Source organism: Mesorhizobium sp. M7D.F.Ca.US.004.01.2.1, assembly GCF_003997785.1.
Lineage (GTDB): Bacteria > Pseudomonadota > Alphaproteobacteria > Rhizobiales > Rhizobiaceae > Mesorhizobium > Mesorhizobium loti.
Genome location: NZ_RZRQ01000090.1, coordinates 1 through 19,908 on the forward strand (window position 1 = coordinate 1; position 19,908 = coordinate 19,908).

18 protein-coding genes and 1 pseudogene are annotated in these 19,908 nt (G+C 63.5%); 8 read left to right on the forward strand and 11 right to left on the reverse strand.

The annotated features are described in order from the left end of the window. The 3 genes from EN993_RS14930 to EN993_RS14940 form a co-directional block, all read right to left on the reverse strand. A partial coding sequence (locus tag EN993_RS14930; RefSeq protein WP_164757666.1) for a patatin-like phospholipase family protein occupies nt 1-577 on the reverse strand: 577 nt, incomplete at its 3' end. A 49-nt stretch (nt 578-626) separates the two neighbouring features. Continuing rightward, a complete protein-coding gene (locus EN993_RS14935; RefSeq protein ID WP_164757667.1) occupies nt 627-1,418 on the reverse strand; it encodes a 3-hydroxybutyrate dehydrogenase in 792 nt (263 codons plus the stop codon). 178 nt (nt 1,419-1,596) lie between these two features. Beyond that, a complete protein-coding gene (locus tag EN993_RS14940; protein ID WP_127263894.1) occupies nt 1,597-2,685 on the reverse strand; it encodes a citrate synthase/methylcitrate synthase in 1,089 nt (362 codons plus the stop codon). Nucleotides 2,686-2,778: 93 nt separating this feature from the next. Here EN993_RS14940 and EN993_RS14945 point away from each other — a divergent pair. Then, nucleotides 2,779-3,916: pseudogene (locus EN993_RS14945) on the forward strand (citrate synthase). Between the two features lie 200 nt (nt 3,917-4,116). Here the strand turns inward: EN993_RS14945 and phaR are convergent. Both phaR and EN993_RS14955 read right to left on the reverse strand, forming a co-directional pair. Continuing rightward, on the reverse strand, nt 4,117-4,728 hold the full coding sequence (phaR, locus tag EN993_RS14950) for a polyhydroxyalkanoate synthesis repressor PhaR (RefSeq protein WP_127263896.1): 612 nt from the start codon (nt 4,726-4,728) through the stop codon (nt 4,117-4,119). Nucleotides 4,729-4,812: 84 nt separating this feature from the next. Next, on the reverse strand, nt 4,813-5,040 hold the full coding sequence (locus tag EN993_RS14955) for a hypothetical protein (RefSeq protein ID WP_127263897.1): 228 nt from the start codon (nt 5,038-5,040) through the stop codon (nt 4,813-4,815). Here EN993_RS14955 and EN993_RS14960 point away from each other — a divergent pair. The 6 genes from EN993_RS14960 (at nt 5,027) to EN993_RS14985 (ending at nt 13,077) form a co-directional block, all read left to right on the forward strand. Further along, nucleotides 5,027-6,205, forward strand: coding sequence for an acetyl-CoA C-acetyltransferase (locus tag EN993_RS14960; RefSeq protein WP_127263899.1), 1,179 nt, complete (start codon nt 5,027-5,029; stop codon nt 6,203-6,205). The two genes, EN993_RS14955 and EN993_RS14960, sit on opposite strands and share 14 nt — an antisense overlap. Before the next feature lie 94 nt (nt 6,206-6,299). Further along, entirely contained in the window at nt 6,300-7,025 is a 726-nt protein-coding gene (gene phbB / locus EN993_RS14965) for an acetoacetyl-CoA reductase (protein WP_109664861.1), read from the forward strand. 731 nt (nt 7,026-7,756) lie between these two features. Then, complete coding sequence (locus tag EN993_RS14970; protein ID WP_127263901.1) at nt 7,757-11,158, forward strand: helicase-related protein; 3,402 nt, start codon at nt 7,757-7,759, stop codon at nt 11,156-11,158. Between the two features lie 16 nt (nt 11,159-11,174). Then, nucleotides 11,175-11,561, forward strand: coding sequence for an RNA-binding S4 domain-containing protein (locus EN993_RS14975; protein ID WP_126070871.1), 387 nt, complete (start codon nt 11,175-11,177; stop codon nt 11,559-11,561). Between the two features lie 228 nt (nt 11,562-11,789). After that, nucleotides 11,790-12,128 carry a ferredoxin FdxA gene (gene fdxA / locus EN993_RS14980; protein ID WP_013529180.1) on the forward strand — a complete coding sequence of 113 codons (339 nt, stop codon included), beginning with the start codon at nt 11,790-11,792 and terminating at the stop codon, nt 12,126-12,128. A gap of 367 nt (nt 12,129-12,495) precedes the next feature. After that, on the forward strand, nt 12,496-13,077 hold the full coding sequence (locus EN993_RS14985; protein WP_013529179.1) for a CarD family transcriptional regulator: 582 nt from the start codon (nt 12,496-12,498) through the stop codon (nt 13,075-13,077). A gap of 85 nt (nt 13,078-13,162) precedes the next feature. Here EN993_RS14985 and EN993_RS14990 read toward each other — a convergent pair whose 3' ends face one another. From EN993_RS14990 to EN993_RS15000, 3 genes are all read right to left on the reverse strand, one after another. Then, complete coding sequence (locus EN993_RS14990; RefSeq protein ID WP_126070872.1) at nt 13,163-13,936, reverse strand: amino acid ABC transporter ATP-binding protein; 774 nt, start codon at nt 13,934-13,936, stop codon at nt 13,163-13,165. Then, nucleotides 13,933-14,613, reverse strand: coding sequence for an amino acid ABC transporter permease (locus EN993_RS14995; protein ID WP_109664849.1), 681 nt, complete (start codon nt 14,611-14,613; stop codon nt 13,933-13,935). The genes EN993_RS14990 and EN993_RS14995 overlap by 4 nt, the downstream gene beginning before the upstream one ends. A gap of 138 nt (nt 14,614-14,751) precedes the next feature. Next, a complete protein-coding gene (locus EN993_RS15000; RefSeq protein WP_127263903.1) occupies nt 14,752-15,525 on the reverse strand; it encodes an amino acid ABC transporter substrate-binding protein in 774 nt (257 codons plus the stop codon). A gap of 325 nt (nt 15,526-15,850) precedes the next feature. On the opposite strand from EN993_RS15000, the gene EN993_RS15005 reads away from it, so the two are divergent. Next, entirely contained in the window at nt 15,851-16,714 is an 864-nt protein-coding gene (locus EN993_RS15005; RefSeq protein ID WP_109664843.1) for an RNA polymerase factor sigma-32, read from the forward strand. Nucleotides 16,715-16,782: 68 nt separating this feature from the next. Here the strand turns inward: EN993_RS15005 and EN993_RS15010 are convergent, their stop codons facing one another. From EN993_RS15010 to EN993_RS15020, 3 genes are all read right to left on the reverse strand, one after another. Then, nucleotides 16,783-18,252 carry a M48 family metalloprotease gene (locus EN993_RS15010; protein ID WP_126070873.1) on the reverse strand — a complete coding sequence of 490 codons (1,470 nt, stop codon included), beginning with the start codon at nt 18,250-18,252 and terminating at the stop codon, nt 16,783-16,785. Between the two features lie 263 nt (nt 18,253-18,515). Beyond that, nucleotides 18,516-19,298 carry a thiamine ABC transporter ATP-binding protein gene (gene thiQ, locus EN993_RS15015; protein ID WP_127263905.1) on the reverse strand — a complete coding sequence of 261 codons (783 nt, stop codon included), beginning with the start codon at nt 19,296-19,298 and terminating at the stop codon, nt 18,516-18,518. Beyond that, nucleotides 19,291-19,908, reverse strand: a 618-nt coding sequence (locus tag EN993_RS15020; protein WP_127263907.1) for an ABC transporter permease subunit, incomplete at its 5' end; no start/stop codon positions are given. The genes thiQ and EN993_RS15020, both read right to left, overlap by 8 nt.

A 19,908-nucleotide genomic window follows, 5' to 3' on the forward strand; every position in this document is an offset into this window, starting at 1 on the left:
CGACGGCACGGCGCAGCTGCGGCAGGCAGGCCGAGGCCATCAGCGTGTCGGGGTCGATCTCGCCATCGGAAAAGACACGTAACTGTCCGGTCTCGACATTGGTCGCCGAGACGAACAGTTCCATCGACTTGCAGGCGCGGACATTCTTGAAATCGATCTCCTGCTGAACCACGTCGCGCAGCGGATTGAGGCCGAGCGGGTTGGCGACGTAGGGCGAGAACACCCGCGACATGGTGTCGAAGAAGAGATAGCCCGGTGTGTTCTCGATCGACCAGTTGCCCCAGGCGACATCCCACGGCATGCGCTGCACCGGGCTGAACCGGCCCTTGGCCGCCACCGCACGCCAGAAATCGTCGAGTTTTTGCCGCGCGCCTTCAACACCGCCGCGGACAAAACCGTCGGCCAGCGCCACCGCATTCATGGCGCCGGCGCTGGTGCCGGACACCGCTGATATCTCCAGCCGTCCGTCCTCCAGCAGCCGGTCGAGCACGCCCCAGGAAAAGGCCCCGTGCGAGCCGCCGCCCTGAAGTGCGACGTTGATCTTCTTCGTCTCCTCCGCCTTGCCGTTTTTGGTCATGGCGTCGTCCTTGATCTGTCCCTTTGGGGTGATGAGAAAATTCTGCGCCTCACGCGGCGGTCCAGCCGCCGTCGATCGAGAGATGCGTGCCGTTGACCTGCGCCGCCGCGTCCGAGCACAGGAACACCGCCGCTGCCGCGATCTGCTCGACCGTGACGAATTCCTTGGTCGGCTGCTTGTCCAGCATGACCTCGCGGATGACCGTCTCGCGGTCCATCTGATGGGCTTTCATCTGGTCGGGGATCTGCGCCTCGACCAGCGGCGTCAGCACATAGCCCGGGCAGATGGCGTTGCAGGTGATTTTGTCACGCGCCAGTTCAAGCGCAACGGTCTTGGTCAATCCCATGATGCCGTGCTTGGCCGCGACATAGGCCGACTTGAACGGAGACGCGACCAGACCATGCGCCGAGGCGATGTTGACGATCCGGCCGCCGCCGGACTTTTTCATCAGCGGAATGGCGGCTGCGATGGTGTGGAACGCCGAGGACAGGTTGATGGCGATGATGGCGTCCCATTTCTCGATCGGGAAGTCTTCCACCGGCGCGACATGCTGGATGCCGGCATTGTTGACCAGGATATCGACCGAGCCGAATGTCTCGGCCGCCCTGGCGACAAGCGCCCGGCATTCTGCCGGTTTCGACATATCAGCCTTGATGTAGGCGGCCTTCACCTTGTGCTGTCTGGCGATCGCGTCAGTGATGGCGTGGTCGGCAGCCGTGTCGGAGAAGGAATTGACGACGACGTTATGGCCTTCGGCCGCCAACGCCTGGGCGATGGCCAAGCCAATGCCTGATGTGGAGCCGGTGATAATCGCGGTTTTTCTGGCGGCCAAGGGCGGAATCCTCTGGTTACGGCAAGAGCGGACTTATGTTGCAGTGCAGCATATATGCTCAATGCGACGCAATAACAGCGGCCAGAATTTGCGGCGAGATGAAATTTTCGTCATGAGCGGTCACACAGCCGCTCCCGGGAGGACGTCGGCTGGATCGCCCCGTCCTTCCCTACAAAACAAAGAAGCCTCAGGCGACGAGGTCCGGCACCGGCCCGACATAACGCGACTGCGGACGGATCAGCCGTCCGGTCGTCTGCTGCTCGCGTGCATGCGCAATCCAGCCGGCGACACGCCCGGCGGCAAAGACATTGCTGAAGGCTGACGGTGGAAAGCCCGCCGCCTCCAGCAGCAGCGCGGTGTAGAACTCGACATTGGTCTGCAGCGAGCGCGACGGCTTGGTGACCCGCAGCACGTCAAGCGCTGCTTGCTCCACTGTCTCCGCGAAGACCAGCCGGCGGCCGGTTTCGCCCTCGCCGCCGAGTTGCCGTACGACCGCTTTCAGCACATCGGCGCGCGGATCGCGCACGCGGTAGATGCGATGTCCGAACCCCATGATGCGCTCGCCATGCGCGACCTCGTCGCGCAGCCAGCCGGCGGCATCGCCATGCTTCGCGATCGCATCCAGCATCTCGATCACCGGCCCTGGCGCGCCGCCATGCAGCGGCCCCTTGAGCGCGCCAAGCCCGGCCAGCACGGACGATGTCAGGCCGGCCAGTGTCGAAGCGACCACGCGGGTGGCAAAGGTCGATGCGTTGAGGCCATGGTCGCAGACGGTCACCAGATAGGTGTCGAGCGCGTTCGCCAGTGCCGGTGAGGCGACGCTGCCGCTCAGCATCCGCAACATGTCGGCGGCATGGTCGGCGCGGCTGTCCGGCGCGATCGGCTCCTCGCCACGCTGCAGGCGCAACAAGGCCGGCGTCAGCACGGCGGGCGCCGCGATCAGCAGCAAGGCGTCCGTCAGCCTGTCGCCGTCCGGCAGTAGCGCCATGCCGGCGCGCATGGCACTGTAGACATCGAGCGATGCCAGCAGGGGCAACGAGGGCAAAAGCCGCTCAAACACGTCCGCACGTGCTTGGCCTAGCGCCCGGGTCAGGTCCGCATCGCCGTGAAGGTCGTCGAAGAAGCCGTCGAGCAGCAGGCGCACCACCTGGGCATAGTTCCAGCGGCCGGCCAGCTCCGGCAGCGAGTGACCTCGGATCGTCAGACGACCGCCAAGACCATCCACGTCGGAAAGCACGGTTTCCGCCGCTACCACGTCATCGAGCCCATTCGCCATAGCCTTGTCTCCTTGAAGCATTTCCAGATCGGAGATAAGGCTGGGCAACATGTCCATCAATCTTGATCAATAGAATCAATATCAAAGGTCGATATGTCCGAGTGGTTGTCCAGGGAAGAAGCGCTCGAGCGCCTCAAGGTGCGGGCAGACGCTGTACGCCTATGTCAGCCGTGGGCGCATCGGCATGCGGCCCGACCGCGCCGATCCGCGCCGCAGCCAGTATCGCGCCGACGACATTGCAGCCCTGGCGACCCGCCGGGCACGCGGCCGCAGCCCTTCGGCTATCGCCGAAAGCGCGATCGCCTGGGGTGAGCCGTCGATCGCAACGGCGATCTCGACCGTCTCGCACGGTCGACTCATCTATCGCGGGCAGGACGCCGCAGCGCTTTCTGCATATGCCACATTGGAAGAAGCAGCCGCAGTGCTCTGGGCTCTGCCTGAACCGGTGACTTTCGAAGCACCGTCACCGGATGCGCCCTATCAGCCTGGCCGAGCCTCGGCCTTTGCACGACTTGCCGTGCTTGCCGGCCAGGGGCGCCCATCGCTTGGGCGCAGCGCCGCCTCGCTGCATGCCGATGCCGCGCACGCGGTCGGCGTGCTGGCCGGCGCGCTGGGCGCGCCGGCGGGATCAGGTCCGGTCCACCAGCGGCTGGCGCAGGAGTGGTTGGTGGATGCTGGCGGGGCGGACGCGATCCGCCGGGCGCTTGTCCTGCTTGCCGATCATGAACTGAATGCGTCGACCTTCGCCGCGCGCGTCGCAGCCTCGACCGGCGCGCCGCTGGCCGCTTGCCTGCTCGCTGGGCTCGCGACGCTATCGGGGCCACGTCATGGCGGCGCCGGCGAGGCGGTGATGCAACTGGCCGAGGATGCGGCGCGACATGGCGCTGAGGCGACGATCCGGCGCTGGCTCAGCCATGACCGGCCGCTGCCGGGATTCGGTCATCAGCTCTATCCCGACGGCGACCCCCGAGGGGCGGCGCTGCTGTCGGTGATCGAGGTTGACGGCACACTATCGTCGCTGCGCGATGCTGCTCTTGCCGCTACCGGTGCGCTTCCCAACGTCGACTTTGGGCTGGCCGCCCTGACGCGCAGCCTTGCCTTGCCGCGCGATGCACCGTTCCGCCTGTTTGCGCTCGCACGCAGCGTCGGCTGGGCCGCGCACACGGTCGAACAGATAACAAGCGGAAGTGTCATCAGGCCGCGCGGCCGCTATGAGGGGGTGCTGCCTTAGAGCAATTCCAGGAAAAGTGTGAAACGGTTTTCCGTCCGGAATTGCGTCAAAACAGAGAGTTAGAGCATGATCCCGAAAAGTGGGTACCGGTTTTCACGGACAAACGGTTTCCGTTTGTCCAGCGATCATGCTCAAACAAACAGATAGAGGGCGCAGCAATCCGATGGGCCGTTGCGATCGGATCTTTCGATCCGGAATTCTCACGACATCGTGTCGAGCTTGCGCTGCATGGCCGCGATCTGATCCTTCAATTCCTGAAGGTCGTCAGGTTTTTCTGGCGTTTCCTTCCTGGCCGGCTCGGGCGTTGGCGCAGCCGCTGGCGCGGAGCCAGAGGGCGGGAACGGCGTGAACAGCCGCATCGCATTCTGGAACATTTCCATGTTGCGGCGTGTCTGTTCCTCCAGCGCCTTGATCGGCGTGGTGATCTTCATCATGTCGAGCGGCGACTTGCCGATCGCACCCTTCATCTGCTCGCGAAAGCGCTCCTGTTCCTTGGAGAAGGCGAGCATCGACTGCTCGAGGAAGCTTGGCACGATCATCTGCATCTGGTCGCCGTAATAAGCGATGAGCTGGCGCAGAAACGGGATCGGCAGCATGTTCTGCCCATCCTTGTTCTCCAGTTCGAAGATGATCTGTGTCAGCACCGGATGCGTGATGTCGTCGCCGGTCTTGGCGTCCTGGACGGTGAACTCCTCGCCCTTCTTGACCATCTCGGCGAGGTCCTCGAGCGTCACATAGGTGCTGGTGCCGGTGTTGTAGAGGCGGCGATTGGCGTATTTCTTGATGATGATCGGATCGTCTTTAGCGGCCATCTACATCCTCCCAGGGACACCGGCGCGCCTCTGAGTAAGCCGCCGATAACGATTGTGCCTTTTTTGAGGATATGCGCAAAAGCCTCACAATTCCAAGCAGTTTGTGCAGTGCGGGATCACTAAATGCTGCATAGCGGGCAAAATATGCTGCGCAGCAATGGACGAATGGCCGCCACGGCAAGGCGCGACCTGCTTGCCGCGCATGGGCGCCATGCCCATTTCCGGTTTGACTTGGGGTTGGGAAAGGGCAAGAAAAGTCCTCAACGACAGAACAACACCTTGAAGTCTGGAGAAGAAAATGTCCGCTTCCATCGTCATTGCCAGTGCAGCGCGCACGCCGGTCGGTTCCTTCAACGGCGCCTTCGCCGCCACCCCGGCGCATGAGCTCGGTGCCATCGTCATCAGGGAATTGCTGTCGCGTGCCGGTGTCGAACCAGGCGAGGTCGACGAGGTCATCCTCGGTCAGGTGCTGACTGCCGCTCAGGGTCAGAACCCGGCCCGCCAAGCATCGATCAATGCCGGCCTGCCCAAGGAAACCACCGCCTGGGGCCTCAATCAGGTTTGCGGCTCGGGCCTGCGCGCCATTGCGCTCGGCATGCAGCAGATCGCCACCGGCGATGCCAAGGTGATCATAGCCGGCGGCCAGGAATCGATGTCGCTTTCGACGCATGCCCAGCACCTGCGCGCCGGTGTCAAGATGGGCGACTTCAAGCTGATCGACACCATGATCAAGGACGGGCTGTGGGATGCCTTCAACGGCTATCACATGGGCAACACCGCCGAAAACGTCGCACGTCAGTTCCAGATCACCCGCGAAGACCAGGACCAGTTTGCGCTCGCCTCGCAGAACAAGGCCGAGGCCGCGCAGAAGGCCGGCAAGTTCAAGGACGAGATCGTCGCCGTCACCATCAAGAGCAAGAAGGGCGACACCATCGTCGACCAGGACGAATACATCCGCCACGGCGCCACGATCGACGCCATGACCAAGCTGAAGCCGGCTTTCGACAAGGACGGCACGGTGACCGCCGCCAATGCCTCCGGCATCAATGACGGCGCCGCTGGCGCGCTGCTGATGAGCGAAGCGGAAGCGGTGAGGCGCGGCATCACCCCGCTGGCGCGCATCGTGTCCTGGGCAACCGCCGGCGTCGATCCGCAGATCATGGGCACCGGACCTATTCCCGCCTCGCGCAAGGCATTGGAAAAGGCCGGCTGGTCGGTCGGCGATCTCGACCTGGTCGAGGCCAACGAAGCCTTTGCCGCCCAGGCCTGCGCCGTCAATAAGGACATGGGCTGGGATCCCTCGATCGTCAACGTCAATGGCGGCGCCATTGCCATCGGCCACCCGATCGGCGCGTCGGGCGCCCGCGTCTTCAACACGCTGGTCTTCGAAATGCGCCGTCGCGGCGCCAAGAAAGGCCTCGCCACCCTATGCATCGGCGGCGGCATGGGCGTCGCCATGTGCGTCGAAGCATTCTGAAGAAAGTCACCAACCCGGGCGGCGCGAGCCGCCCGTTCTGTATCCAGTGCCTGCCAAGCCCGACAACAGGGCGATATCAAAAAAGGGGAAATGCATGACCAAGGTAGCAATCGTCACAGGCGGATCGCGCGGTATCGGCGCGGCGATCTCGATCGCATTGAAGACCGTCGGCTATTCGGTTGCCGCGAACTATGCCGGCAATGACGAAGCGGCGGCGAAATTCAAGGCCGAGACCGGCATTCCGGTCTACAAATGGTCTGTCGCCGACTATGACGCCTGCGCCGCCGGCATCAAGCAGGTCGAGGCCGATCTCGGCCCGGTCTCGGTGCTGGTCAACAATGCCGGCATCACCCGTGACGCCATGTTCCACAAGATCACGCGTGAACAGTGGAAAGAGGTCATCGACACCAACCTGTCCGGCGTCTTCAACATGACGCATCCGCTGTGGGGCGGCATGCGCGACCGCAAGTTCGGCCGCGTCATCACCATCTCCTCGATCAACGGCCAGAAGGGCCAGGCCGGCCAGGTCAACTATTCCGCCGCCAAGGCCGGCGACATCGGTTTCAGCAAAGCTCTCGCTCAGGAGGGGGCGCGCGCGGGAATCACCGTCAACGTCATCTGCCCCGGCTACATCGCCACCGAGATGGTCAAGGCGATCGACGAGAAGGTGCTCAACGAGCGTATCATTCCGCAGATCCCCGTCGGCCGCCTCGGCGAGCCCGAAGAAATCGCGCGCTGCGTCGTCTTCCTCGCATCCGAAGATGCCGGCTTCATCACCGGCTCGACCATCACGGCCAATGGCGGCCAATACTTCGCCTGACGACGTGGCGATTTAGGTGGAGAGATCGACGGGCCGGCACACCGGCCCGTTTTTCGTTGCCGGCATGATCCCTTTGACGTGCTCGCGACGGCAGCTGACCCAATCCGGCACGCAGAGGTTAACAGCCACCCGCTGCCCTGTGCGAAAGCTGCTTCGCAACCTGTGGATTCTCGGTGGATAAGCTGTTCACAACACAAGATATTGGGGTGAACAAACCAAGAAAATTCCGGCATCGCTGATTCGTCGCCGATTCGTTCCGGCTTTGAGCGGAACGTTAACGACGACAGCCGGAATCGCCTGCCAGTTCCTTAACGTCGATTAAGAAAGATCAACAATTTCATAATCTTGGCCAAGGCGCGCCAAGCCAATATGATCGTTCATCGGCAAAGGTTAACGGCAACGCCCTCTTAGCATCAAACGGGCCAGTTCAGCGATTCAGCATGTGGTGCGACTCGCGGTCGCAAAATCCACATGTAGCCGTGAACAAAAGCTGAATCTGCAGGAGTCACTGATTCGTCGCTGATTCGTTCCAGACTCGTTCTATCTGTTAATCCGCAGCCGATTGTGAGCTTGACAAAAACACCTTCTGGCCGCTGGCGGAACATTCCGCTTTCGCTTCGCGCCCGAAATCCCTATGTGTCGCCTGTCATACGCGCCACTTGAGGCACGCTCCCGACAACCAGAGGCCAGAAAGCCTTATTTCCAGGTCCCAGAAGCCTTATTCTAGGTCGATGAACATCCAGCCCAAACACACCGAGCCGCTGATCCTGTCGGGCCGCGACGTGACCGCCGTGCTTGGGCCGACCAACACCGGCAAGACCCATCTCGCCATCGAGCGCATGGTGGCGCATGAGAGTGGCATCATCGGCCTGCCGCTCAGGTTGCTGGCGCGTGAGGTCTATGCCCGCGTGTGCGAAAAGGTCGGCGCCCACAAGGTCGCGCTGATCACCGGCGAAGAAAAGATCCAGCCGCCGGGCGCCAGATATTCGGTCTGCACCGTCGAAGCCATGCCGCGCGAGACCGACGCCGCCTTCGTCGCCATCGACGAGGTGCAGCTTGCCGGCGACCTTGAGCGCGGCCACATCTTCACAGACCGCATCCTGCATTTGCGCGGCCGCCAGGAGACGCTGCTGCTGGGTGCGGCCACCATGCACGGCATCCTGCAGCGCCTGCTGAGGGGGGTCTCGGTGGTGACGCGGCCAAGGCTGTCGCATCTTGCCTATGCCGGTTCGAAGAAGCTGACACGCCTGCCGCGGCGCACGGCAATCGTCGCCTTCTCCGCCGACGAGGTCTACGCCATCGCGGAACTCATCCGCCGCCAGCAAGGCGGTGCCGCCGTCGTGCTCGGCGCGCTCTCGCCGCGCACCCGCAACGCCCAGGTGGCACTATTCCAGTCCGGCGATGTCGACTATCTCATTGCCACCGACGCCATCGGCATGGGCCTCAACCTCGATCTCGACCACGTCGCCTTCGCCCAGAACCGCAAGTTCGATGGCTTCCAGTATCGCAACCTGACGGCGGCCGAGCTTGGCCAGATCGCCGGCCGTGCCGGCCGGCATCTGCGCGACGGCACCTTCGGCGTCACCGGTCAGGTCGACCCCCTGGACGAGGAGCTGATCAAGAAGATCGAAGGCCATGATTTCGATCCGGTAAAGGTGCTGCAGTGGCGCACCGCGCATTTCGACTTTGCTAGCCTCGATGCGCTGAAGCGCTCGATTGAAACCAACGCCCCGGTCGAGGGCCTGACGCGGGCATTGCCTGCTGTCGACGCGCAGGCACTCGAGCATCTGTCGCGCGACGAGGACATCCGCGCACTCGCCACCAATGCCAAACGGGTGGCGCTGCTGTGGGAAGCCTGCGCGCTGCCCGACTACCGCAAGATCGCACCTGCCCAGCATGCCGACCTCATTGCCTCGATCTACACGGACCTCGCACGCCACGGCCATGTCGACGAGAATTACATGGCCGAGCAGGTGCGCCGCGCTGACACAACGGAGGGCGATATTGACACGCTGTCGCATCGCATTGCCCAGATCCGCACCTGGACATTCGTGTCGAACCGGCCCGGCTGGCTGGCCGATCAGGCACACTGGCAGGAAAAGACGCGCGAAATCGAAGACAGATTGTCGGATGCGCTGCATGAGCGGTTGACGAAACGCTTCGTAGACCGCAGGACTTCCGTCCTCATGCGGCGCCTTAGAGAAAATACCATGCCTGAAGCCGAAATTAGTCCTACCGGAACTGTCCTTGTCGAAGGCCACCATGTCGGCGAGTTGCAAGGGTTCCGCTTCACCGCTGATCAGACCGCCGGCGGCGAAGACGCCAAGGCAGTGCGCACCGCCGCGCAGAAGGCGCTGGCCGCCGAGTTCGAGGCGCGTGCCGAACGCTTCGGCGCCTCGGCCAATGGCGACATCGCGCTTGGCTCGGACGGCACGCTGCGCTGGATCGGCGCGCCAATCGGTACGCTGGTCTCGGGCGAAGACGGGTTGAAGCCGCGCCTGGTGCTGCTGGCCGACGAACAGCTGACCGGCCCGGCGCGCGACAAGGTTGCCGCGCGTGCCGAACGTTTCGTCAATTTCCAGATCGAGTCGCTGCTGAAGCCGCTGGTCGACCTGAAGAATGCCGACCAGATTTCCGGCATCGGCCGTGGCATCGCCTTCCAGCTGGTCGAGAATTTCGGTCTCATCAACCGCCGCGACATCGCCGAGGAGATGAAGTCGCTCGACCAGGAAGGCCGCGCCGCGCTTCGCCGACTTGGCGTGCGCTTCGGCGCCTACCATGTCTTTGTGCCGGCGCTGATCAAGCCGGCGCCTGCGGGGCTGGTGACGCTGCTGTGGGCGCTGAAGAACGACGGCAAGGACAAGCCAGGCTTTGGCGACGTGGTCCATGCGCTCGCCTCTGGCCGCACCTCTGTGGTCATCGATCCTGCCTTCGACAAGACATTCTACAAGCTTGCCGGCTATCGCAATCTCGGCCGCCGCGCCGTGCGCATCGATATTCTGGAACGGCTGGCCGATCTGATCCGTCCGGCGACCAACTGGAAGCCCGGTCTCGGCCAGCGTCCGGATGGCGCCTATGACGGCCAGTCCTTCATGGTGACGCCGCCGATGATGTCGATCCTCGGCGCCACCGCCGACGACATGGAAGAAATCCTCAAAGGCTTGGGCTACCGCGCCGAGCCGAAGCCAGCCGTCGAGGTCAAGGCGCGGCTCGAAGCACAGGACAATGCCGCGCGCGAAGCGGCGGTGGCAAAGTTTGCGGCGGAAGAGGCTGCACGAGCCGAGCAGGCCAAAGCGGCCGAAGCCGCTTCAACGGATGCCGCGGCAGAGGCAGCAATCGAAGGGTCGGAGCCGGCATCGGACACAGTGGCCGTTTCGGAAACGGCGGCCGAGATCGTCGCGGACGCTGCGGCCGAACCTGCTGTGCCTGCCGTGGAAGAACAGGCGGACGCTCCGGTCGAAGCCGTGCAAGACGAAGCGCCTGCAGCCGAGACTGCTGCCGAAGCCGCTGAACCGGCGCCGGTTGAACCGCAGGCAGAGGCTGAGACTGGCCAGATTGAAGCCGCGGCGGCAGAAGAAGCCGCACCGGCCGAGCTGGTGTTGGATGCCGCGCCCGCGACGGACGCGGTCCCGGACGAACCTACTGCGGTGGCTGAAGCAGCCGCCGGTGAAGCCTCTCCAGAAGCCGAAGCGCCAAAACCTATCCTGTTGTGGCGTCAGGGGCGGTTCGAACAGCGCCCGCGCAACCGCGACGACAACCGCAGGAACAATCGCCCGCGCAACGGACAAGCGCGCGGCCGAAGTGATGCGCCTGCGGATGCCGCCGGCGCACCGGCCGCAGCTGCACCCGGAGAACGTCCGGCCCATGAAGGACGGCGCGATGGAGCCGGTAAGCCGCGCTTCGACCGCTCGAAGTTCAAACCCAAGCCGCAGGCCGAAGGCGAACAGCGGCGTGAGGGCCGGCCGCAAGGCGAGCGTCCCGACCGCCGCGAAGGCCGTCCCGACTGGAAGGGTGGTCCGCAAGGCGGCAAGCCCGCCTTCCAGCCGAAGCCGCGCGAGGAGCGCCCGGTGCGCTTCGATCCGGACTCGCCCTTCGCCAAGCTCGCCGCTCTGCGCGACCAGCTGAAGAAGTAGAACCCGGCTCGCTTCGATGGTTGCTGAAGGCCGCCAGCGTATAGACAAATGGCTGTTCTTCTCGCGCGCCGTGAAATCACGCTCGCTGGCGGCAAAGTTGGTCATCGCCGGCCGGGTCCGCATCAATCGCGACAAAGCAGCGCAGGCCTCCGATCAGGTCAAGCCAGGCGACGTGCTGACCATCACGCTTGAGCGGCGCATTTTCATCTGGAAGGTGCTCGGCGCCGGTGCACGACGCGGCCCGGCCGAGGAGGCCCGCACGCTCTACGAGGATATCTCGCCACCGCCCGCACCGAAGGGCGAAGCCCCTCCTGATGCAATTCCGGGGCTGCGTGAGGCCGGTAGCGGCCGCCCGACCAAGAAGGAACGCCGCCAGACCGACCGACTGCTCGGCGAAGATTGATGCCTAGCGTACGCAGCGGTTTTGCGACAGCGATACGCCTAAGGCAAGAACTGAGCCCGGCAAACAAGACGTTCTGCGGGACATGACTGACTTCCGCCGGCGCTGCCGTCTGGAATTCCATTCCGGAAACACCGGCACCGCCCGCAATGGCTACCCTTGCAAGCGGTCGATAAAGGCGTTACCTGACGGAAAAAGCCCAACAAAAATGGGACGTCCCGGAGCCGACCGATGACCTATGTCGTGACCGACAATTGCATCAAATGCAAATACATGGACTGCATCGAGGTCTGTCCGGTCGACTGTTTCTACGAAGGCGAGAACATGCTCGTCATCCATCCCGACGAGTGCATCGACTGCGGCGTTTGCGAGCCGGAATGCCCGGCCGACGCAATCAAGCCCGACACCGAGCCGGGCCTCGACAAATGGCTGCAGGTCAACACCGAATACGCCGAGAAATGGCCCAACATCACCGCCAAGAAGGAACCGCCGGCAGACGCCAAATCCTTCGACGGCGAGGCCGGTAAGTTCGAGAAATACTTCTCGGCAGAGCCCGGCGAGGGCGATTGACAACACGGCCGCAAAGGCCGGTATTACGCAAGGTAAGAGGCAGGTCACATTAACCGGCTTGACAGCTGGCGCCGACCCGTGGCCTTCGCGTATGCAGCAAAACCTTGATTCTTCCGACTTTTTGTGTTACATCAGCCAAACATGCCGGTGACACAACGTCGATTTATGGCGCAGACGCCCCAAATCACTGAAAGGTGAAAATCCCATTCCGGACCAGAGCGATCTGGGCCAGGCGGCCGCAATATTGCGTTTGCCGGTCCGGCTTTTCCGATGGGTTCATCTGTTGTGCGGCTAACGATCGGTTTCCCCGATCGCGCGAGTTCGGGCCGGCAGGACGCCGGTACCACAACAAGGAGTTCAGGGCGTAATGGCAACGATCACCCCGCAGAAGAAGTCCACCGCTGCGCGTCACGGTTTCAAGACCGGCGAATACATCGTCTATCCGGCGCATGGCGTCGGCCAGATCGTCTCGATCGACGAGCAGGAAGTTGCTGGACACAAGCTGGAACTGTTCGTCATCGACTTCTCGAAGGACAAGATGCGCCTGAAGGTGCCGGTCGCCAAGGCGACCTCCATCGGCATGCGCAAACTGTCGGAAGAGGATTATGTCGAGCGCGCGCTGAAGGTCGTGCAGGGCCGCGCCCGCGTCAAGCGCACCATGTGGTCGCGCCGCGCCCAGGAATATGATGCGAAGATCAATTCCGGCGACCTGATCTCGATCTCCGAAGTTGTGCGCGACCTCTACCGCGCCGACAACCAGCCGGAGCAGTCCTATTCCGAGCGTCAGCTCTACGAGGCGGCGCTCGACCGCATGGCCCGCGAGATCGCGGCCGTCAACCGTATGTCGGAAACCGAAGCCGTGCGCCTGATCGAGGTCAACCTCAACAAGGGCCCTAAGCGTGGCGCCAAGGCCGACAATGAGGAAGCCGAGCAGGAAGAAGCTGCCTGAGCTTTTTCGCCTTTGAATTCATGAAAAACCCGGCCTCGCGCCGGGTTTTTTGCTTTCTGGCGTGACGCTCAACCGAAGGCAGCGCTTACACCTCGCCGCCACCTTCCCTCATGGCCTCCTGCTTCAGCGTCGCAATGAAGCGCTTGGTCCGTTGCTGCTCAGGGTTGTTGAACAGCACCGCGGCCGGCCCCTTCTCGACGATGACGCCGGCGTCCAGGAACACCACTTCCTGGGCGATCTTGGAGGCGAGCCGCAGATCATGTGTCGCCATCACCATGGTCGTGCCTTCGCTGGCCAGCTTGCCGAGCACGTCGACCACCTCTTGCGCCAGTTCCGGGTCGAGCGCCGAGGTCGGTTCGTCGCAAAGCAGCACTTTCGGTGACGGCGCCAGGGCGCGGGCGATCGCCACGCGCTGCTGCTGGCCGCCGGACAGCGTCGCCGGCCAGGCATCGGCCTTGTGCGCCATGCCCACCTTCTCCAGCAAAGCCAGCGCCCGCTCGCGGGCCCTCTCAGGCGGCCATTTCAGCACCGTCACCAGCCCTTCCATGACATTTTCGATCGCGGTGCGATGCGGAAACAGCTGGAAGTTCTGGAACACCATGCCGGTCTGCAGGCGCAGGCGCTGGATATCCCTGGCCGGAACCCTGCCGCCAGGGTGGAATTCGAGCGTCTCGTCGCCGATACGCACCCTGCCCGAGGTCGGGATCTCCAGGAGGTTGATGCAGCGCAGTAGGGTGCTTTTTCCGCCGCCCGAAGGGCCGACAAGCGCCGTGACGTTGCCTTCGGCAATGGTGACCGTCACACCCTTCAGCACGAGATTGTCGCCAAAGCGCTTCTCGATTTTGGTAAGGCCGATCATGAGCGTGCCTCCAGGAAGCCGCCATAGCGATTGAGCCGGGTCTCCAGCCGCGTCTGCAAGGCCGACAGCACCGAACTCAACGCCAGATAGAGGATCGCCGCCTCGACATAGAGGATCAGCGGCTCATAAGTGGTGGCGACGATGCGCTGCGCCGCCTGGAACATCTCCGGCACGGTGATGGCGGCGGCCAGCGAGGTGTCCTTGACCAGCGAGATGAAGGTGTTGGAAAGCGGCGGCACCGCGACCCGGCCGGCCTGCGGCAGGATGGTGCGCCGCATCGCCTGACTCCAGGTCATGCCGATCGAATAGGCGGCTTCCCACTGGCCCTTCGGCACCGAGCCTATTGCCGCGCGGATGATTTCCGAGGTGTAGGCGCCGATGTTGAGCGTGAAGCCGATCAACGCCGCCGTGAAGGCGTCGAGCAGGATGCCGACCGACGGCAGGCCGTAGAAGATCAGGAACAGCTGCACCAAAAGTGGCGTGCCGCGGAAGATCCAGACATAGAAGCGCACAAGCGCGACCAGCGGCTTCGGCCCGAACAGCCGGGCAAGTGCTGCACCCAGGCCGACCGTCAAGCCAAGAGCGAAGGACAACAGCGTCAGCGGCACGGTGAAGATCAGCGCCGCCCACAGGAGCGAAGGCAGCGACTCCAGCATCAGTTGCAGCCAGTGCGGCACGTAAGACCCTCCAAATTGGTCGAGGCAGTTGGTCAAGACGCGAATGCGTCAGCCATATCACGACAAAAGCGGCGGGCCGTCAAAGACGGCTCGCCGCTCGATATCTCTCGTGGCCGGAGACCGGCCCACCTCATTAGATTACTTCGAAACGTCCTGGCCGAAATAGGTGTCGGCGATCTTCTTGTAGGTGCCGTCGGCCTTGATGTCGGCCAGCGCCTTGTTGATCGCCGCGACCAGCTCCGGATCACCCTTGCGCACGATGACGCCGGAATAGTCGGCGTTTTCCTCTTGTGCGGCGATCTTCACATTGGCGTCGGGCTTGTGCTTCTTGAAGTCGAGGAACGACAGGCTGTCATTGATGGTGGCATCGGCACGGCCTGTCAGAAGCAGCTGGATCGACTGGTCGAAGCCATCGGTGCCGACCAGCTCGGCGCCATTCGTCTCGGCCAGCTTGCCGAAATTCGAGGTCAACGACTGTGCCGACTTCTTGCCTTTGAGATCGGCGAAGCTCTTGATGTCGGTGTTGTCGCCGCGCACGATCAGCACCGCCTTGGAGGCGATGTAGGGATCGGAGAAATCGTACTTGGCCTTGCGGGCGTCGGTGATGCCGACTTCGTTGATGACGGCGTCATAGCGATTGGCGTCGAGACCGGCGATCAACCCGTCCCACTTGCCTTCGAGGAACTCGGCCTTGACGCCGAGCTTGTCGGCGATCGCCTTGGCGATTTCGACGTCGAAGCCGACCAGCGCGCCGGAAGTGTCATGATAGGTGAATGGCGCATAGGTGCCTTCCGTGCCGATCTTGATGGCCCCGGCCTGCTTGATCTGGTCGAGATTGGCGCCGGCATGGCCTACGGCGACAGCCAGAGCCTGCAGCGTTCCGGCGATGATGAGCGACTTGAGCCATTTCATTTTTCTGTGATCCCGTCCTTGGCCGGATATCCGGCATGTTGTGAGCGCTGGAAACTGGCAGATGCAAGGCAAGAAAATAAGGAATGAAATTTCAAAAACAAACCGCTCTTGAAATCGGATACTCAAGATTCTGCTTTTTCGACGAGAGTCGGCGCCATTCCAGACCATCCCGCAAGCCGTCTGGACAGCGCGTCAGGCGCGGCGCCGGCCAGGGAACCATTCCCCTGCATGGCACGTTCTGGCTGTTCTAGGGCACGACGCCGCCATTTCAACCCGGGCGCCAGCCAAGTTTGCAAAGTCATCCGCATCGCCCAGGGAGCGCCTCATGATGGAAGACACGGCAGGACGGATCATGGTCCGCGCGGCAATGAGGGCCCCCTACCTCGAACGTGACGAGGAGCATCGGCTGGCATTGCTCTGGAAAGAGGACAACGACCAGAACGCGCTACACAGCATCACCGTCGCCCATATGCGGCTGGTCATTTCCATGGCCTCCAAATTCCGCCATTACGGCTTGCCGCTTGGCGATCTGATCCAGGAGGGTCATGTCGGCCTGCTTGAAGCCGCCGCCCGCTTCGAGCCCGAGCGCGAGGTGCGGTTCTCGACCTATGCGACGTGGTGGATCCGCGCCTCGATGCAGGACTACATCCTGCGCAACTGGTCGATCGTGCGCGGTGGCACCAGCTCGGCGCAGAAGGCGCTGTTCTTCAACCTGCGACGCCTGCGCGCGCGGCTGGCGAATGGCGCCGAGCCGCTGTCCAACGCAACGCTCTATCGCGAAGTGTCGGAGGCACTCGGCGTCTCCGAAGCCGATGTGGCGATGATGGATTCGCGGCTGTCGGCACCCGACTCCTCGCTCAACATGCCGATTGCCGACGATGCGGGTTCGACTGAGCGGATGGATTTCCTGGTCTCGGACGATCCCTTGCCCGACGAGATCGTCGGCGACAAGATTGATGTCGCGCGCCGCTCGCTCTGGCTGAGGGAAGCGCTTCGCGCGCTCAACGCACGTGAGCTGAGGATCATCGAGGAACGCCGGCTGAACGATGAGGGCGCGACACTCGAAGCGCTCGGCGAGACACTCGGCATTTCCAAGGAACGTGTTCGCCAGATCGAGGCGCGCGCCATGGAAAAGCTCAAGGTGGCGTTGGTGAAGCAGAACCCGGAGTTCATGGCGACGGCCGCCTGATCTCCTGACGCCCCCGATCTGCTGAAGCAAGGACGACGGCGTCAGACATCCGGCAGCTCGCGACGAGCTTATTTGTCGGTGACGATCTTGACCTTGTCGCCGGCCGAAACCGCAGCGCCCGGCGACAGCGCATTGAGCACGCGGAACAAATCGAGCTTGCGGTCGACGCCAACCATCTGCGCCGAGAGCGAACCCATCGTCTGCCCTGGCTGGACAGTGACGACGCGGATATGCAGCGGCTTCAGCGCCGCCTTTTCGGCAGCGCTGAGAATTCGGAACGAGCCGCTGACCGAACGCGCCACGGTGTCCAGCGAGGTGCTGGCCGAAGGGGCAGCGGTCAGCAGCCGGTAGACCTGGCCACCGGCGCGGATCACGGCGATGTCGAACTGCCAGCCTTCGGCGCCGGCATGCGCGGTCGCCGCCTCGTTGCCGTTGATGGTTTCCTGCTTGACGGTGCTGTCGTCGAGACCGGCCACCCAACCGCTGCGGATATAGTCGGTGAGCGCGCGGTTCTTGTCGATCGAGACGCCGTCGAAGCGGATCGCCATGTCACCGGGACCGGTTGCCGTCACTGCCGCCGCCGAATTGTCGATGATGAAGCCCTGCGGCACCGAGAAGGACACGCCAAGGCCCGGATGCAGGAAGGTTTCGCCGCGCACATAGCCTTCCTCGGGTGTGTCGCCATAGAGCAGGCCGTCTATGCCGGCGAGAAAGGAATCGCGGTCGCGCGTGCCGAAGCCTGGCGCGCCGAACTGGCGGGCATGGCGCTGCGCCAGATCGATGCGCTGCGGCGTGTTGGGGTGCGTGGCCAGGAAGTCGAGGCTGGCATCGGTGGCGCCGCTGATCGAACGGAAATCGGTATAGGCCGACATCGACTGCAGGAAGCGGCCGGCGGCGAAAGGATCGTAGCCGGCTTCGCCGATCGATTTGATGCCGATGGCGTCGGCTTCCAGCTCCTGGTTGCGCGAGAACTGGGCGAGCCTGAGTTTGCCGCGGATCAGCGCCGCCTTGGCGGTTGGGCTGTCGCCAAGCACGTCGGAAACCACCTTGGTCGCCAGGCCTTCCTCGGCCTCGAGCTGCTGGCGCTGCAGGCCGTGATTGGCGGTGACGTGGCCCATCTCATGCGCGATGACCGCGGCAAGCTCGGCCGAATCATTGGCCAGCGCCAACAGGCCGCGCGTGATGTAGAGATAGCCGCCCGGCAGCGCGAAGGCGTTGACGTTGGGCGAATTCAGGATGGTGATGCGATAGGTCTGCGTCGGATTGGCCGAGACCACGGTCAGATTGCCGACCACCTTGGCAACCATGCGCTCCAGCTTGGGATCGGAATATTCGCCGCCATAGGTTGCCAGGATGCGCGGATGCTGCGCCTTGGCCAATTCGGCGAGCTTGTTGTTGGCGCCGACATTGTCGACGGTGATCGGCTTGTCGGATGGCTGGAAGCCGGATTCCTGAACCGCCGGCGGCGTGAACATCTGGCAACTCGCCAGCGCCACGGCAAAGCCGGCCAGCGCAAGAAAGCGCGCCAGCGGTTTCATTCCTAGTGTATTAGCGCCGATCGCCAGAACGGCTTCCTTTCGGGTCCCGGCGCATGATCACGAAAATCGGGGGCGATCTTCGGAATGTGTCATGCGCTATATATCTCAAACTGCTGCAGTATCCGTTGCCCGTCCCTCAGGGGCGAGCGGCGGATACTGCAGGCAAATCACGTCCTATGCCGGACCAGTAGGGCGGACCTAGCCACACTCCTCCAGTCATGGCAAGCAAGCGCCACATCGCCCGGAACCGGTTTGACCGTAAATTATGTCCGCTTCCGGGCAACATCTCGTGATACAGCACCCCCGGCACCTGCGCCGATATAGCGCCGGAACGCTTCCGGACCAGCCCCGGCAAAGAAATCATCCGCCTTGCCGGTTGCGGCAACCAACCCATTGTCGAGAAACACGATATGCTCGCCGATGCGGCGGGCGTCTTCTGGCTGATGGGTGACGAACAGTACCGTCATGCCCCGCTCGGCATGAACGGCGGCGACCAGATCCAGCATGTCGTCACGCAGCGCCGGACCGAGCGAGGCGAAGGGTTCGTCGAGCAGCAGCACCGGCCGGTCGCGCACCAGAACCCGGGCCAGGGCGACGCGCTGGCGTTCCCCGCCGGAGAGTTCGCGCGGCAGGCGTCGTTCCTTGCCGGCAAGACCGGTACGCGCAAGCGCCCCGGCGATCGCGGCGCGGTCCGCTTCTGTCAGCCGCAAGGATGGCGAGCGGCCGAGCCCGACATTCTGCTCGACGGAAAGATGGGCAAAGAGATTGTTTTCCTGGAACACCATCGACACCGGCCGAGCTGAAGGCGGCTCGGCGCTGACATCGGCCCCGCCGATCAGCACGCGGCCCGATTGTGGAGTCTCGAAGCCGGCGACCAGATTGAGCAGCGTCGACTTGCCAGAACCGCTCGGCCCCATGATGGCGTTGATCTTTGCCGTGGCGAAATCGACGTCGAAGACAAGCGGCGCTTCGCCATAGCTGAACGACACCTTGTCCAGCCGCACCGGTGCGCCCTTTTCAGGCCCGCTGGCCACCCCCTCAGGCATCCCGGACCTTCTCCTTTCCCAGCCAGTGCGCCGCCACGATCAACGCGAGGCAGACGAGGCCGAGCAGCAATGCCAGGCCGCCGGCGTCCTCGGTGCGGTAGCTGCCCATCCGCGCCAGGAGAAGGTAGGGCAATGTCTGCACGGAATCACTGCCGAACAAGGCAATGACGCCGAGATCGCCGAGCGATAGCGCCATGGCGAAGGCGAAGGCCGTGGCGAGCGGCCGCCGCAGCGACGGCCAGTCGACCAGCATCAGCCGGTTCCAGCCAGCAATGCCGAGCTGTGCACAGAGCCGTTCGTGACGCTCGCTCGCCGCATCATAGGCGGGACGGATGGCGCGCAGGGCGAACGGCATCGCCATCACCGCATTGACGGTGACGACCATGATCGGGGCAATGGCGAAGACATCGCCGACATGGCGCAGCAACAGGAACCAGCCGGCGCCAACGACGATCGGCGGCACGACCAGGACAAAGCCGGCCCCAGTATCGGTGGCATGCTCGAGCATTGTCTTGCGGCCAGCCCGGCGGTTCAGCGCTAGGGCCCGCCGCGCCATGGTCAGCGACAGCGACAGCGTCACCGAAAGCAGCGCCGACAGGAAGGCCAGCAC

Bases quoted from the DNA above. Each gene is read 5' to 3' on its own strand.
- EN993_RS14940 (WP_127263894.1), bottom strand. From the start codon at position 2,685: ATGGCGAATGGGCTCGATGACGTGGTAGCGGCGGAAACCGTGCTTTCC.
- phaR (WP_127263896.1), bottom strand. From the start codon at position 4,728: ATGGCCGCTAAAGACGATCCGATCATCATCAAGAAATACGCCAATCGC.
- EN993_RS14960 (WP_127263899.1), top strand. From the start codon at position 5,027: ATGTCCGCTTCCATCGTCATTGCCAGTGCAGCGCGCACGCCGGTCGGT.
- EN993_RS14955 (WP_127263897.1), bottom strand. From the start codon at position 5,040: ATGGAAGCGGACATTTTCTTCTCCAGACTTCAAGGTGTTGTTCTGTCG.
- phbB (WP_109664861.1), top strand. From the start codon at position 6,300: ATGACCAAGGTAGCAATCGTCACAGGCGGATCGCGCGGTATCGGCGCG.
- EN993_RS14970 (WP_127263901.1), top strand. From the start codon at position 7,757: ATGAACATCCAGCCCAAACACACCGAGCCGCTGATCCTGTCGGGCCGC.
- EN993_RS14975 (WP_126070871.1), top strand. From the start codon at position 11,175: ATGGTTGCTGAAGGCCGCCAGCGTATAGACAAATGGCTGTTCTTCTCG.
- fdxA (WP_013529180.1), top strand. From the start codon at position 11,790: ATGACCTATGTCGTGACCGACAATTGCATCAAATGCAAATACATGGAC.
- EN993_RS14985 (WP_013529179.1), top strand. From the start codon at position 12,496: ATGGCAACGATCACCCCGCAGAAGAAGTCCACCGCTGCGCGTCACGGT.
- EN993_RS14990 (WP_126070872.1), bottom strand. From the start codon at position 13,936: ATGATCGGCCTTACCAAAATCGAGAAGCGCTTTGGCGACAATCTCGTG.
- EN993_RS15000 (WP_127263903.1), bottom strand. From the start codon at position 15,525: ATGAAATGGCTCAAGTCGCTCATCATCGCCGGAACGCTGCAGGCTCTG.
- EN993_RS15005 (WP_109664843.1), top strand. From the start codon at position 15,851: ATGATGGAAGACACGGCAGGACGGATCATGGTCCGCGCGGCAATGAGG.
- EN993_RS15010 (WP_126070873.1), bottom strand. From the start codon at position 18,252: ATGAAACCGCTGGCGCGCTTTCTTGCGCTGGCCGGCTTTGCCGTGGCG.
- thiQ (WP_127263905.1), bottom strand. From the start codon at position 19,298: ATGCCTGAGGGGGTGGCCAGCGGGCCTGAAAAGGGCGCACCGGTGCGG.